Source organism: Ruegeria sediminis, from assembly GCF_005938215.1.
GTDB classification, from domain to species: Bacteria; Pseudomonadota; Alphaproteobacteria; order Rhodobacterales; family Rhodobacteraceae; genus Ruegeria; species Ruegeria sediminis.
Map to the genome: position 1 here is coordinate 17,592 of NZ_VCPD01000001.1, position 14,573 is coordinate 32,164.

Annotated in this window: 11 protein-coding genes; 2 read left to right on the plus strand and 9 right to left on the minus strand. The window is 66.1% G+C overall.

The features are described from left to right. Positions 1-16: 16 nt before the first annotated feature. From folP to FGK63_RS00130, 8 genes are all read right to left on the minus strand, one after another. The gene (gene folP, locus FGK63_RS00095; protein WP_246043877.1) at positions 17-1,015 is read right to left on the minus strand and encodes a dihydropteroate synthase; all 999 of its coding nucleotides are present in this window, start codon (positions 1,013-1,015) and stop codon (positions 17-19) included. Next, the gene (locus tag FGK63_RS00100; protein ID WP_138839571.1) at positions 1,012-1,932 is read right to left on the minus strand and encodes a dihydroneopterin aldolase; all 921 of its coding nucleotides are present in this window, start codon (positions 1,930-1,932) and stop codon (positions 1,012-1,014) included. The genes folP and FGK63_RS00100 overlap by 4 nt, the downstream gene beginning before the upstream one ends. 102 nt (positions 1,933-2,034) lie before the next feature. Then, entirely contained in the window at positions 2,035-3,414 is a 1,380-nt protein-coding gene (locus tag FGK63_RS00105; protein ID WP_138839572.1) for a multicopper oxidase family protein, read from the minus strand. Positions 3,415-3,486: 72 nt separating this feature from the next. Next, positions 3,487-4,128, minus strand: a complete 642-nt coding sequence (locus tag FGK63_RS00110; protein ID WP_138839573.1) for a cell wall hydrolase — start codon at positions 4,126-4,128, stop codon at positions 3,487-3,489. A 186-nt stretch (positions 4,129-4,314) separates the two neighbouring features. Next, positions 4,315-6,876, minus strand: coding sequence for a putative PEP-binding protein (locus FGK63_RS00115; protein ID WP_171052535.1), 2,562 nt, complete (start codon positions 6,874-6,876; stop codon positions 4,315-4,317). 103 nt (positions 6,877-6,979) lie between these two features. Continuing rightward, a complete protein-coding gene (glyS, locus tag FGK63_RS00120) occupies positions 6,980-9,187 on the minus strand; it encodes a glycine--tRNA ligase subunit beta (RefSeq protein WP_138839574.1) in 2,208 nt (735 codons plus the stop codon). Between the two features lie 9 nt (positions 9,188-9,196). Then, positions 9,197-10,408, minus strand: a complete 1,212-nt coding sequence (gene gltS / locus FGK63_RS00125; RefSeq protein ID WP_138839575.1) for a sodium/glutamate symporter — start codon at positions 10,406-10,408, stop codon at positions 9,197-9,199. A gap of 18 nt (positions 10,409-10,426) precedes the next feature. Then, positions 10,427-10,951 carry a DUF6446 family protein gene (locus tag FGK63_RS00130; protein ID WP_138839576.1) on the minus strand — a complete coding sequence of 175 codons (525 nt, stop codon included), beginning with the start codon at positions 10,949-10,951 and terminating at the stop codon, positions 10,427-10,429. 91 nt (positions 10,952-11,042) lie between these two features. On the opposite strand from FGK63_RS00130, the gene FGK63_RS00135 reads away from it, so the two are divergent. After that, entirely contained in the window at positions 11,043-11,675 is a 633-nt protein-coding gene (locus tag FGK63_RS00135; protein ID WP_138839577.1) for a MarC family protein, read from the plus strand. Positions 11,676-11,683: 8 nt separating this feature from the next. Here the strand turns inward: FGK63_RS00135 and FGK63_RS00140 are convergent, their stop codons facing one another. Then, a complete protein-coding gene (locus tag FGK63_RS00140; protein WP_138839578.1) occupies positions 11,684-12,613 on the minus strand; it encodes a glycine--tRNA ligase subunit alpha in 930 nt (309 codons plus the stop codon). A 211-nt stretch (positions 12,614-12,824) separates the two neighbouring features. Here FGK63_RS00140 and FGK63_RS00145 point away from each other — a divergent pair, with 211 nt between their 5' ends. After that, the gene (locus FGK63_RS00145) at positions 12,825-14,570 is read left to right on the plus strand and encodes a serine protease (protein WP_138839579.1); all 1,746 of its coding nucleotides are present in this window, start codon (positions 12,825-12,827) and stop codon (positions 14,568-14,570) included. Positions 14,571-14,573: the final 3 nt, after the last annotated feature.

Genomic DNA, 14,573 nt, shown 5'->3' on the forward strand with positions numbered 1-14,573 from the left:
TCCGGCGCGTCAGGACTTAGCGGACAGCGGACCACAGGCGCAAGGCCTGCGATGTTTCCTTGACGTCATGCACGCGAATGATCTGCACCCCTTGGGCAATTCCCGCCAGCGCCACGGCGATCGAGCCCGGTGCTCGGGCATCGGCGCGCGGCTCCTTGCCGATCCGGCCGATGAAACCCTTGCGCGACACGCCCAGCAGGATCGGGCAGCCCAGCCCGTGAAACAGACTGATGTTGCGCAACAGCGTCAGGTTGTGCTCTTCGGATTTTCCGAAACCGATGCCGGGATCGACAACGATTCCGGACCGGTCCAGTCCATGACCCTCCAGAACGCCGATCTGCCGCTCGAGGAAGTCGTAGACGTCCAGCAGGACGTTTTCATACTGCGGGTCGTCCTGCATGGTGGCGGGGTCGCCCTGCATGTGCATCACGCAGACCGGCACCTGCGCCCCGGCGCAGAACGACGCCAGCGCGTCGTCATAGGTGAAACCCGAGACGTCATTCACCAGCCCCGCCCCGGCAAGAAGCGCAGCCTCGGCCACGGCGGACTTGCGGGTGTCGATCGAGACGACGGCCCCGGTTTCCGTGCGGATCGCCTCGATCAGCGGAACCGTTCGGGCAGTTTCTTCATCCTCGGGAACGGTCGGCGCACCGGGGCGCGTCGACTCGCCGCCGATATCCAGGATCGCCGCGCCGTGCGACACCATCTCAACGGCCGCGGCGCGGGCGGCGTCCACCGAATTATGCCTTCCGCCGTCCGAAAAACTGTCCGGCGTGGCGTTGAGGATGCCCATGATCTGCGGCCGGTCCATCGCCACCCCGGCGACGGGCGCGCGAGGGGCGGTCAGCCGGTGCAGCGCCGCATCGGGAAGATCGCCCGCCGCAACCACCAGCGGCGCAGCGTCGCGCGACAGCACTTCGGCATGGGTGAACCACAGGCCGGTGCCGGCCAGCGCCACCGCGCCTTCAGGCCGGGCGGGGCCGTTCTGAACCAGCGGGCGGCAGTAGTCCGTCACAGGTCCTTCTGCTCCACCGGTACGGCCCGCAGCGGCACGCTGGCCTCGGACGGCAGGTCGCCGCCGATCACCAGCATCTCGCTGGCCTCGAAGGTCGCCGCGAACCATGCCGCCAGCGCCACGGCGTCCGAGCGTTTGGCCGATGGCCCGTCCACCGCGTCGAGAACGATCTTCGACGGCGCCCAGACGCAGGTCTGGTGGTGCTTCATCGCCCAGTCCAGTTCCGTCCGGGTGGACACCACCACGCAGCGATGGTCGCGCGACGCCAGCGCCCAGGCGTTCTGTTCGATCGCCAGCAGGTCGATCCGGCGCTGCGTCAGGGCGTGCTCCGTCTGCGGCACCGGCAGTTTCGACGGCCCGACGCACAGGATCAGCGGGCGCTTGCGGCTTTCCAGCTGATCGATCCATGCGGTCAGGTTGTCCGAAGCGATCGCCTCGTTCGACAGGAAGACCAGGCGCGGATGCGGGCGCTCTTCGGCGGCCACCTCGTGATGAACGGTGTTCTTGGATCGCACGATCTCGACCCCCAGCGCGCCCGGACCGCGATCCAGTTTTTCGATGCGGACAAAGGCCCTTACAGCCTGAGGTTCAAGCAGGATCCGTTCGGCCACGCGCTCGGCCAGGGTTTCCAGCAGGTTCAGCCTTTCGGCGGAAAGCTCGTGGGCGATGGCCTCGGTCACGCGGTCATAGGACAGGATCCGGTCCACGTCGTCATCGATCGGTCCGGTCAGCGGCTTGACCTCGACGACGATGTTGAAACAGATGCGCTGGGTGGTGCCCCGCTCGGCCTGAAAGGCGCCGATCTCGACCTCGACGATATGATCCCTGAGCGAGATCCGGTCGAGCGGCCCGCGCGGCGCGGTGGCCGCGGACCTCTCGGAAGGATGTGCAAACGCGAGGCGGATTTCAGAGCTCATGTGACTGGCCTTTTCGGGCTCAATTTGCAGGTCCGCCCAAAATAGACGTTGCGCGGACCCATAGCAGCTTCACAAGCGCCACACCAGCGACCGAATGCGTCGTCAGGTGACGCGAAACCAACTCATCATTCCGGATGCGGCATGGCCAAGCATATGACAATGCAGCAGCCAGTCGCCCGGATTGTCGGCGGCCAGGGCGATTTCCCGCGTCTCTCCGCGCTCGACCAGCACCGTGTCCCGCCACGGGCCAAGCCCGCCGTCGGCCCCGATCAGGCGGAAGTGGTGACCATGCAGATGCATCGCGTGGGGAAAGGCGGTTTCGTTGACGAATGCGATCCGGTGCAGGCTTCCGCGCCGGGCATCCAGAAACGGATCCTCCGGACGCTCGGCATAGCCGTTCAGCGCCCAGAACCGCCCAAGCTCGGCCAGTTCCCGGCCGGACAGTTCGGTATCGCCGATCCGCGCGCTTTCCAGCCAGCGCATGGCGCCGCCCTGCAGGACCATCCGGTGCAGGGGCGCATCGGCGAGGTTTCCGATTTCCGGAACCGGGTTGGGCGGCAGGGGCGTCGGGGCCGCGTCACGGCGCCCGCCGGCGCTTTCGCCGCTCACCTCGAACCTGACCAGTCCATAGCCGCCGTCCCGCTCGACGCTCACCAGGCTTGCGGTCTGCCCGGCTGCGGCGGTCACGTCCACGATCAGATCGGCCCGTTGCGCCGGGGCGATCGGAAAGGTCCCGGCAACGGGCATGGGCTCGGGCAGCGGCATCCCGTCCAGCGCCACGATCCACCCGTCGACCCCGTCAAGCCCCAGATCGAATATCCGCGCGTTGGCCGCGTTCACCAGCCGCAGCCGCAAACGGTCGTGGCGCGCGACCTCGTAGGAAGGATCGAACCGGCCATTGACGGTCAGGACGTTGCCCAGGCGGCCGGCATGGCTGAGATCGTGCCCGTTGTCGAAATCTCCGGTGACCTGCACGGTATCGGGATCCAGCCGCCAATCGTCCAGCATCAGCACCAGGTCGCGATCGACGTCGGGCGGCGCGGCCTCGTCCACGATCAGCGGGCCGTAAAGTCCCCGCGCCACCTGCTCCATCGACCGGTTGTGCGAATGGTACCAATAGGTTCCGGCATCCGGGACGGAGAAATCATAGTCGAACCCATCGCCCGGCTGCACCGCGTCCTGCGTCAGCCCCGGCACTCCGTCCATGGCGTTGTCGATGCGGATGCCGTGCCAGTGGACCGAGGTCGGCTGGCTCAGGCTGTTGACAAGGCGGCGCTGCACGCGTCCGCCCTGCGGAACGCGGATTCCGGGGCCCGGCGCGCTGCCGTCATAGCACCATATCCGGGTCGGATCGTAGCCGTCGGGGGCGATCTGCTGCACCGCCTCGCGCGCCTCAAGCCGCGGCAGCGCGGCGCGCACCGAGGCGGGTAAAAGCGCCATGGCCGTTGCGGCCGTCAGAACCTGTCGCCGGGTCAATTTCATTGCGGGCCTCCTGACCCGCAACATAGCACCGCGCCGGGGCCTTGCCAGCAAGGTCCGGCGCGGATCAGCCAATCAGTTGCTGGCCGTCCGGTAGTTGTGACGGTAGAAAATGTGGACGCCGATCCGCGCGGTTTCCTTGTAGACCCGCGACCAGGACGGATTCACCGCCTTGGTGTGATAGTGGGTCGCGCCATCGGTCAGGTCCGTCGCCACGCCGTCCAGGGCCGCGCGGGCGACCTTGGCCACCCGCTCGTAGGCCTTCTTTTCGGCGATGATCTCCTTGCGGCCGTCGCAGGTATAGGTGAACTGGCACTGATACTTGCGCCCGGTTCCCTGGTTGATCACGTCGCAGAGCGTGTCCGGAAAGCGGCTGTTCTCGACCCGGTTCAGGATCACCTCGGCCACGGCGAACTGGCCCTTCACGCTTTCGCCGCGCGCTTCGAAGTACAGGGCCTCGGCCAGGCACTTCCAGTCCTCGTCGCCCGTCGCCTTGGGCAGTTGGTCCAACCAGTCGCGGGTGTAGCTCACCTTGATCGGACCGGGGTCTTCCCGTTTCGGGAAAAGACTCAGGTATTCGCGGAACCTTTGTCCCGGCAGTTCGTTTCGGCTGACCAGTTCCTGTCCACCGGAGTGGACCGATCCCCTCTCTGAGAAGGAAGCATTCGGCACAACAGATGCCATGAGAATGGCAGCAGCCACTAAATAGCGTCTCATCAGAAAACCTCGCACAGGCACTTTACGCGCCATACCCTCCCCCGGCGGGCGCGACGAGGCTGATAGCCCACCCGAGTCGAAAGGTCCAGTTTTCCGAAAAATGCAAGACAAATCCTGCCGATGCCGCCAAAATTTTTGGCCGCAAAGTCAGTTAGGTGACACCATACCTAGTGCCGTAACCCCTTGTCAACCCCCAAGTTTGGACGAAATTGCCAGTTGAGCGGCAGACAGCCGAGCGACCGGTACCCGGAAGGGTGAACAGGACACGTAGTTGAACCCAAGGGCCCTGCACAGCCCGATTGATTCGGGGTTGCCTCCGTGTTCACCGCAAACCGATAACGTCAGGCCCGGCTTCACTTTTCGGCCCCGTTCCGAGCCGAGCTTCAGCAATTCGCCCACCCCGTCCGCATCCAGAACATGGAACGGATCCTCGGCAAAAACGCCCTGGCGCACATAGGCCGACATGAACCGGCCGGCGTCATCGCGCGACAGGCCGTAGGTCATCTGGGTCAAATCGTTGGTGCCAAAGCTCAGGAACGCGGTGTGCGGCGCGATTTCCTCGGCCCGCAGACAGGCCCTGGGCGTTTCGACCATCACGCCCAGCCTGTAGTCGAAGGTCTTGCCGCGCTCGGACGCCACCGCGGCGGCCACCGCGTCGATCCGCGATTTCACCAGCTCGACCTCGCGCTTGGCGGAAACCAGCGGGATCATGACCTCGGGCACGACCGGCGCGCCCTCCTTGCTGGCCTCGAGCGTCGCCTCGAAGATCGCGCGGGCCTGCATGTCGTAGATTTCCGGCACGGTCACGCCAAGGCGCACGCCGCGCAGACCAAGCATGGGGTTGTACTCGCTCATCGCCGCGACCCGGCGCTCCACGTCGGAAACCGGCAGGCCCAGCGCCTCGGCCAGTTCGCGCTGCCCGGTTCGGGTGGTGGGCAGGAACTCGTGCAGCGGCGGGTCGAACAGCCGGATGCAGACGGGCTGCCCCTCCATGATCCGGAACAGCTGCACGAAATCCTCGCGCTGCATCGGCAGCAGGCGCGCCAGCACGGCGGCCCGGCCCGATGATGTCTCGGCAAAGATCATCTCGCGCATCACGGTCAGGCGGCCGGGATCAAAGAACATGTGCTCGGTCCGGCACAGCCCGATGCCCTGGGCGTCGAAATTGCGCGCGGCCTGCGCGTCGGCGGGCGTGTCCGCATTGGCCCGGATGCCGATATCCCTTTCGGCGTCGGCCCAGCGCATCAGCGTCTGGAAACAGTCGTCCAGCGCGGCTTCGAGCATTTCGGGCTCTCCGGCCAGGACCTGCCCGGAACTGCCGTCGATGGTGATGATGTCGCCGGTCTTGAACACCCGCCCGTCCGGGGCGGTCAGCTTCCTGTCCCTGGTCTGGAACCGCATCTCGGACGCGCCGACGATGCAGGGCAGGCCCAGGCCGCGGCCGATCACGGCGGCGTGGCTGGTCATCCCGCCCTTTTCGGTCAGAACCGCGACCGCCGCGTGCATGCCGCGCACATCCTCGGGCGCGGTTTCGCTGCGCACCAGAATGCAGGCTTCGCCGCGGGCGGCGCTGGCCTGCGCCTCGGCCGAGGTAAAGACGATCCGGCCCGTGGCCGCGCCCGGGCTGGCGGCGATGCCGGTGGTCAACACGTCCCGTTCGGCCGCCGGGTGCACCTGCCGGTGCAACAGCTCGTTCAGGGAATGCGGATCGACGCGCATCACCGCCTCCTGCGGCGTGATGATCCCGTCTTCGGCCAGCCGGACGGCGATCCGCACGTTGGCGCGCGAACTGCGCGACACCCGCACGCCGTCGAGAATATGCACGTGACCGCTTTCGATCACGAATTCCACCTGCATCTCCTCGCGCAGCTTGCTCCGCATGAGGGCCGCGTGTTCCTTGAGCGCGGCAAAGGCTTCAGGCGCGACATCTTCCAGCGAGGTTCCGCGCGGGTCCTTTTCCAGATACAGCGCCGCCACCCCCTCGCCCAGCGCGTCGCGCCCCTGGCTCTGGCTCAGGTACCGGCCGGTGATCTGCGGCAGCCCGGTCACCGGATCGACCAGCTGCAACACACCCGAGCCGCATTCGCCCTGCCCGACGCCGGGGATCATCTCCTGCACCACGAGGCCCAGCCCGGCATCGGCGGGCGCGCCCTTGGCCTGGCGCAGCAGCCGCGCCGAGGTGCCTTCCCAGGCCCGCGCCATCGAGCGCAGCACCGCGCTCAGCTGCTCGCCGCGGTCTTGGGGAAAACTCTCGTCGGTCTCATCCTCGTAGGCGCGCAGCGACAGGCGCAGACCCTCGCGGCCGTTGGCCTCGATGTCGTCGAACACGTCCGGATCCAGCCGCGCCACGTGGATCGCGTATGTATGCACGAACCGCAGGTAAAGCGCCGCCGCCGCCTCGACCCCCATCGTGTCCGACAGATCCACATAGCGGGCGTCGTTCATGCCGATGTTCAGCACCGCGCCGGGCCCGCCCCAATCGGGATCTTCCGAGCTTGGGCGCACGCACAGCAGGCTGTTCGGGTCGAACTGGCCCAGAACGGCCTCAATATCCGGCATCCGCCCTTCGGCGATCTGGTGCACGGAACTGAAGGACAGGGCCACGGTGCGCGGCACCGGCAACTCCAGCCGGACCAGCCGCTGCAGACATTTCGCCCGGCCGCCATGCGTGGCGGTGGACACGGGCGCGGTCGCGGTGATGAGGGTCGTATCCGGGTTATTCTGCACTGCGGCACCTATCGGTTTCAACGCAGCATAAGGGCCTGCGCGGGTGGTGCAAGGCCGATATGGGGGGCGCCGTCACGCGCCCGGTTTCCTATGGCAATCCTGCAGGGCCGCGAGCGCCCTGCGGTCAGCCTTCGATGCGGGTCAGATCGGCCACCTGGGAACAGACCTGACGGATCTGGCTCAGCAGGTTCAGCCGGTTCCGGCGAATGACTTCGTTGCCGGTATTGACCTGAACCTCTTCGAAAAACGCGTCGATCGGCGCCCGCAGCGCGGCCATCGCGGACATGGCCGCCGGAAAATCCTCGGCCTTCAGCGCCGGCGCGATCTTGGCCTGCGCGCCCTCCAGGGCAGAGAACAGCGCCTTCTCGCTTTCGGTCTCGGCGAATTTCGCATCCGCGCCGAACGAGTATTCCACCCCGTCCTTCTCCTCGGCCTGGGTGAGGATGTTGTTGGCCCGCTTGAAACCCTGCACCAGGTTCTCGCCGTCCTCGGTCGCAAGCACCGTGTTCAAGGCCCGCGCCCGCTTGGCCAGCAGGTTCAGGTCGTCATTCCCCTCCATCGCGATGCAGGCATCGATAATGTCGTGGCGGATGCCTTCGTCGCGCAGGAACACCTTGAGGCGATCATGCACGAAGGCGAGCAGATCCGCCGAAAGATCGGGAACTTCCTGCCCCACCTTTTCCAGCAGCGCGTTTTCGCCCAGCTTTTCCTTCACCGCCACGAAAGCCGCGCCGAAGACGCCGTGATCGGCGATCTCGTCGATCAGGTCGGTCAGGGCCGCGTCGCCGTTATGCGCGTGGGACTTGTGCCGCAGCAGCTGGGCATCGATGTAGCGGTCCAGCGGCAGGCGCAGGTCGTTGGCGATCACCAGCCGGATCACGCCCAGCGCGGCGCGGCGCAGCGCGAAGGGGTCCTTCGACCCGGTCGGTTTCTCGTCGATCGCCCAGAACCCGGTCAGCGTGTCCAGCTTGTCCGCCAGCGCCACCGCCACTGACAGCGGCGCGGTGGGCACGTCGTCGGACGGGCCCAGCGGCGAATAATGCTCTTGCGCCACGGCGGCCAGGCCGGCGTCCTCGCCGGCCGCTTCGACATAGTAGCGTCCCATCAGCCCCTGAAGTTCCGGGAATTCATAGACCATTTCCGAACTCAGATCGGCCTTGGCGAGCGTCGCCGCCTTTTCCGCCTGACCGGCTTCGGCGCCGACGGCAGGGGCCAGTTCGCGCGCCAGCGCGGCGATGCGGCGGATGCGGTCGCCCTGCGACCCCAGCTTGTTGTGGAAAGTGACGTTTTCCAGCGCCTTGGTCCACGCGCCGATATCGGCTTTCGCCACGCGCAGGTCGTTCTCCCAGAAGAACTTGGCATCCGCCAAGCGCGCCGACAGCACCTTTTGATTGCCGGCCAGGATGGTCGCGCCTTGATCCGCGGTTTCGCGGTTGGCGACGGTGACGAACCGTTCGATCCGGCCTGTCTTAGGGTTGCGGACCGAGAAGAATTTCTGATGTTCCTTCATCGAGGTCTGCAGCACCTCGGGCGGCAGGTCCAGGAACTCGGCCCCGATCTCGCCCATCAGCACCACCGGCCATTCCACCAGCCCGGCGACCTCGGCCAACAGGCCCTTGTCCTCGACGACCTCGAGACCGGCCGCAAAGGCCATGTTGCGGGCGTCGTTCCAGATATGCTCGGCGCGCTCCTCGGCGGACAGGATCACATGCGCGCGCTTGAGCTTGGCCGAGTAATCCTCGAAGGACGAAACCGTGAACCGCCCCGGATTCATGAAGCGGTGGCCCTCGGTGCCGTCGCCCGCGGCGATGCCATCGACCTCAATCGGCACAACCTCCGCGCCCGCCTCGCTGGTCAGGATGCAGAGGATCGAATGCAGCGGACGCACCCAGCGCAGGCTGGACCCGCCCCAGCGCATCGATTTGGGCCAGGGAAAGTTGCGGATGGTGGCTTCGAGCACTTCCGCCACGATCTCGGCCGCCGGACGGCCCGCCTTTTCGATCGTGGCGAAATAGACCGCCCCCTTGGGCGTTTCGCGTTCCTCAAGCTGGTCGCGCGTGATCTTGGCCCCGCGCAGAAACCCCTCGATGGCCTGATCCGGCGCGCCCACCTTGGGCCCCTTCCGCTCTTCGCGGATGGTGGGGCTTGCCGCCAGCAGCCCCTCGACCGCCAGCGCCAGGCGGCGCGGCGTCGTGAAAGCCGCGGCCCCGGCATAGGTCAGACCGGCTTCGACCAGGCCGTCGGTGATCCGCTTTTTCAGATCCTCGCCCGCGCGGGTCTGCATGCGCGCGGGGATTTCCTCGGAAAACAGTTCGATCAGCAGGTCGGGCATGGTCGGTCCTTAGAAATTGACGATCGTCTGGATGACGACGGCATTGGCGATGTCCACGAAGAAGGCGGATACAAGGGGGAGCACGATAAAGGCAATAGGCGACGGTCCATATTGCTTGGTGACTGCGGTCATATTGGCAATCGCGGTCGGCGTCGCGCCCAGAGAGAAGCCGGCAAACCCCGAGGCGAGCACCGCGGCCATGTAATTGCGGCCCATCACCGCGAACAGGCCGAATATCACGAAGGCGACCGTGATCACCGTCTGCGTCGCGACGATCGTCCCGATGGCAAGCCCGTCGCCCGCGATCGTCCAAAGCTGCAGGCTCATCAGCGACATGGCGAGAAACACGCCAAGCGAAAACTCCGAGATCAGCCCAAGCGCCGGGGTCCGCGAGATCGGAGGGGCTTTGGGAAACAAGGCCGCGCGCAGGTTCGCCACGAGAATTGCCATGATCAGGCAGGGAACGAAGAGGGGCAGATTGACGCCGGATGCGATGATGGCCTCGTGTGCCGCGAAACCCAGAATGATGGCCACGTTGAGGTACATCAGTACTCGCATGATCGTTTGGTGGTCGATCTTTCCATCCGCCCGGTGATCGTCCTCGGCAATGCCGACCGTCAATTCGACGTCCGGATCCGGCGAAGTCAGGTCGTGTTTCTCGACCAGGAATTTCGCGACGGGACCACCCACCAGCGCCGCCACGACGAGGCCGAGCGTGGCCACGGCAACTCCCAGTTCGGTCGCGCCGCCCAGCCCAGCCGCCTCGGCGACCTGCGGAGCCCAGGCTATGGCGGTACCGTGCCCGCCGATCAGCGAAGCCGAGCCGAACAGCACGCCGGACTTGGCCGGGAAGCCAAAGGCGATCGCCCCCGCGATCCCGACGAGGTTCTGTACGACGATCGCAGCGACGGTCAGCAGCAACAGCAGCAGCAGCGGCCTGCCCCCTGCCACCAGATCGGCGAACCTTGCATTCAGGCCGATGCCGGCGAAGAACAGGACCAGCAAAAAGTCGCGGTGCTGCAAGTCGAACTCGAACTCGAGCCCGGACACCAGGTAGACGGCAAAAAGCGCCAAGGACGCAAGCAACCCGCCCGTCACGGGCTCCGGTATGTTGTAGCGACGCAGAGCTTCGACGCGCGCGTTGATTTCCGTGCCGGCAAGGAACACCGCGAACCCCAGTGTGACCGCAATGAATGCAGGTATCTCGATGGGTTCCGCCACGGCAGGTCCTCTTTCCCCTCAGTTCTCCGGCCGCGGCGGGCATTCCTCGCCCACGACCGTTCCGTCATAGGCCTTCTGGCCGCAATTGTTGAGCGCGTTCCACGCGTAGCCCCGCCCGGCGTCGGTCACCGCCACGATCCGGTCCACCCCGAAATGGATGTTCTTGCCGCCGATGAAGGCGCGGGCCGTGCCGTCCTGCAGCGCCCTGGCCAGATCCGGCGCGTCGAAGCAGTCGAACCACCCCGGAGCGTTCAGGGGCTCGGGGTCCTCGGCGGGCGAGAAGCGGGCGGAAAGTTCTTCCAGGCTCAGGCCGGTTTCGAAACAGGCCCTGTAGCGGATCGGAGAGCTGTCGGCGTCGATCGCGCTGAAATTGGCGTAGTCGATCGGTTCGGCCGCGCCGCCGCCCTGCGGAACAAGCTGGACGTCCCGGCCCGGCTCAGCGGCAACCTCGTAGTAAAAGCCGTAGACCTGCAGATAATACATGGCCGCCGCCGCGATGGCGGCGCTCAGCACCAGGGCCAGGACCAGTATCTTTCCCGTCATCAACGGTCTCCTCGGATCAAGCCGCCCCTTTCAAGCGGGCGGAAAATCGGTCAGGGTGCGTTCCTGAAAGGCTTTCTTTGGAACGGGTTGCATGGAAACGAGTTTCGTCATCGGATTTTTCGGCGCGCTGTTCGCGATCATGAACCCGGTCACCAACCTGCCGGTCTTCCTCAGCGTGACAGACGGCGCGTCTCCGGCCGACCAGCGCAAGATCGCCGTGAAAACCGCCATCTACTGCCTGGTCCTGGGCGGCGCCTTCGCCGCCATCGGCGCGCAGGTGCTCAAGCTGTTCGGCATCAGCATCGACGATCTGCGCGTCGCGGGCGGCATGGTCATCCTCATCTTCGCCCTGAACATGCTGAACGGCAGCGAAAGCAGTTCGCATCACGGGTCCGAAGGCGAAAAAAGCGCCTACCCCGCCCCGGAAACCGTCGCCTTCTACCCGCTGGCCTTTCCGATCCTCGTCGGGCCGGGAACGATCACGACGCTCATCGTCTATTCGCACCATGTCAACGACGCGGCGCACCTCGTCGCCTATGTGGGCGTGTTCCTGTTCGTGGTGGCGCTGCTGACCGTGACCTTCTGGAACGCCGCCGCGCTGGGACGCCGCCTGTCGGAAACCGCGCGGGTGATCATGAGCCGGTTCATGGGCATGATCCTTGCCGCCATCGCGATCTCGATGATCACCGACGGCCTGAAATCGCTTCTGCCGGGTCTGGCCTGATCGGCCCATCAGGCCGCGTGCCCCCCGGCCGCCGTCTGCACGAAGGCGTCGGCGCATTGCTTGGCCAGCGCCCGCACCCGGCCGATATAGGCCTGCCGTTCGGTCACCGAGATCACCCCGCGCGCGTCCAGCAGGTTGAAGATGTGGCTGGCCTTGATGCACTGGTCATAGGCCGGATGCGCCATGACGATGCGCTTGCCGGTCTTGGGATCGACATGCTCCTGCGCCAGGATCGTGGCGCATTCGGCCTCGGCCTCTTCGAAATGGCGCAGCAGGATTTCCGTGTTCGCAACGTCGAAGTTCCAGCGCGCATATTCCTCTTCGGTCTGTTTGAACACGTCGCCATAGGTCAGCGGTATCGGCGCGTCCGGGTCGTTGAAGGGCATGTCCATCACGTGATCGACGCCCAGCACGAACATCGCCAGACGTTCCAGACCATAGGTCAGCTCGCCCGAGACCGGCGTGCAGTCATGGCCGCCGACCTGCTGGAAATAGGTGAACTGGCTGACCTCCATGCCGTCGCACCAGACTTCCCAGCCCAGCCCCCAGGCACCCAGGGTGGGGCTTTCCCAATCGTCCTCGACGAAACGGATGTCGTGCAGGGCCATGTCGATGCCGATGGCTTCGAGGCTGCCCAGATACAACTCCTGCAGATCCGGCGGGCTGGGTTTGATCAGCACCTGGTACTGGTAATAATGCTGCAGCCGGTTCGGATTCTCGCCGTACCGCCCGTCCGTGGGGCGGCGCGACGGCTGGACATAGGCCGCGGCCCAGGGCGACGAGCCCAGCGCCCGCAGCGTCGTTGCCGGGTGGAACGTCCCGGCGCCCACTTCCATGTCATAGGGTTGCAGAACGGCGCAGCCCTTGGACGCCCAGTAGGACTGAAGGCGCAGGATGATTTCCTGAAAAGAGCGCGGGGCGCTGGACTTATCGGTCATGACATTCCCTCTGGGCACGGAACGGCCCGTTTCCGGTCGGCTTGGCCCTTCCTATGCAAGGGACCAAAGGGCGTCAACGGCGCATTGGCCGGGGCTGTCGCCCGACCGCCACACCCGTCCGCCGCCTCTTTCCGGGCATGGCTTTCGCCTTAGAATCCTGCTTATGGTGCGGCAAAGTTCAAGGCATTCCGGAATACTGGACACAAGTAAAATGGTACGAGCATTCACGACAGTCGTTTTCCTTCTTTTCTGCGGTCTGCGGGCCGCCTTCGCCCAGCAGGCTCAGGACGAGGGCGTCTGGGTCCAGATCGAAGCCCTACCGACGCTGCAGCAGGCGCAGGAACGGGCGCAGGACTATTCGGACGCGCTGGCGGATGTGAACGGGTTCCGGCTGGGCAGCGGATGGTACGCGATCGTCCTGGGCCCCTATCTTAGGTCCGACGCGGAACAGGTGCTGCGCGTCTACCGGGCCGAGCGCCAGATACCCGCCGACAGCTTCCTCGCCTTCTCTGGCTCCTTCGGACAGCAGTTCTGGCCGATCGGCGCGAACCTGCTGGACCGTGCCGCCGTCACCCCGCCTGTCGAACAGTCGGCCCAGCCGCAGCAGCCGGAAATCGTTCGCCGCGACGAACCGGCAGACGAGACGCGCGCCGAGGCGCTGCGCAGCGAACAGCTGCTTAGCGGCCAGGAACGCATGGATCTGCAGATCGCGCTGCAGGCCGCCGGGTTCTACAACGCGGCGATCGACGGCGCCTTTGGCCCCGGAACCCGCCGTTCGATGCAGGACTGGCAGCTTTACAACGGCTTCGAGGCGACCGGCATCCTGACGACGCGGCAACGCAAGCTATTGATGGACGACTACAACGAACCGCTCATCAGCGTCGGCATGAAGCGTTACACCGACCGCGAGGCGGGCATCGAAATGCACCTGCCGCTGGGCGCCGTCGAATTCTCACGCCACGAAGCGCCTTTCGCGCATTTCGACAGCAGTTCGGACCTGGGCGCACGGGTGCTGCTGATCAGCCAGAAGGGCACCGAAGCGACGCTGCGCGGGCTCTACGAGGTCATGCAGACGCTTGAAATCGTGCCGCTGGACGGCCCGCGCGAACGCAGCCGGAACAGCTTTGTCCTGCAGGGTCAGGGCAACGGCATCGTTTCCCACACCGAGGCCGAGTTGCGCGACGGCCAGATCAAGGGCTTCACCCTGGTCTGGCCCGAGGGCGACGAAGCCCGCCGCGCCCGGGTGCTGGCGGCGATGAAAGCCAGCTTCAACCGGATCGACGGCGTGCTGCCCGACACCGCGGGCGCCGATGCCGAACAGCGGATCGACCTGGTTGCCGGGCTCAACATCCGCAAGCCGCGCCTGTCCCGCTCGGGCTTCTACGTCGATGCGACCGGCGCGGTCCTGACGGTGGCCGAAGTGGCCGACGGCTGCGCCCGGATCACGCTGGATGGACGGTTCGACGCCAATGTCGCGGCTCGGAACGACGATCTGGGCGTTGCGCTGCTGCGCCCGGTTCAGGCCCTTGCGCCGATCACCGTGGCGCAACTCGGCGCAGCCGGGCCGCGGATTTCGTCAGAGGTGGCCGCCTCGGGCTATTCCTACGAGGGCGCGCTCGGCGCCCCGACCCTGACATTCGGCAAGGTCTCGGATGTGCGCGGCCTGAACGGCGAGGCCGGCATCTCGCGGCTCGAACTTGCGGCGCAGGCCGGGGATGCGGGCGGACCGGTCTTCGACGAAGACGGCAACGTGGTCGGCATGCTGCTGCCTGCGCCGGCCAAGGACAAGGCCCTGCCCCGCAATGTCAGCTTCGCCGCAGACGCCGCATCCCTGACGCGGGTTCTGGCCGATGCCGGAATGCGCGGGCGCGAAGCGCAGACCAATGCCGACATCTCGCCCGATGAACTCAGCAACAGGGCGTCCGGCATGACCGTTCTGGTCAGCTGCTGGGACTGAGCC

Coding starts and splice junctions, on each gene's coding strand:
- FGK63_RS00135 (WP_138839577.1), top strand. CDS start 11,043: ATGGAAACGAGTTTCGTCATCGGATTTTTCGGCGCGCTGTTCGCGATC.
- FGK63_RS00110 (WP_138839573.1), bottom strand. CDS start 4,128: ATGAGACGCTATTTAGTGGCTGCTGCCATTCTCATGGCATCTGTTGTG.
- FGK63_RS00140 (WP_138839578.1), bottom strand. CDS start 12,613: ATGACCGATAAGTCCAGCGCCCCGCGCTCTTTTCAGGAAATCATCCTG.
- glyS (WP_138839574.1), bottom strand. CDS start 9,187: ATGCCCGACCTGCTGATCGAACTGTTTTCCGAGGAAATCCCCGCGCGC.
- FGK63_RS00130 (WP_138839576.1), bottom strand. CDS start 10,951: ATGACGGGAAAGATACTGGTCCTGGCCCTGGTGCTGAGCGCCGCCATC.
- FGK63_RS00105 (WP_138839572.1), bottom strand. CDS start 3,414: ATGAAATTGACCCGGCGACAGGTTCTGACGGCCGCAACGGCCATGGCG.
- FGK63_RS00100 (WP_138839571.1), bottom strand. CDS start 1,932: ATGAGCTCTGAAATCCGCCTCGCGTTTGCACATCCTTCCGAGAGGTCC.
- FGK63_RS00145 (WP_138839579.1), top strand. CDS start 12,825: ATGGTACGAGCATTCACGACAGTCGTTTTCCTTCTTTTCTGCGGTCTG.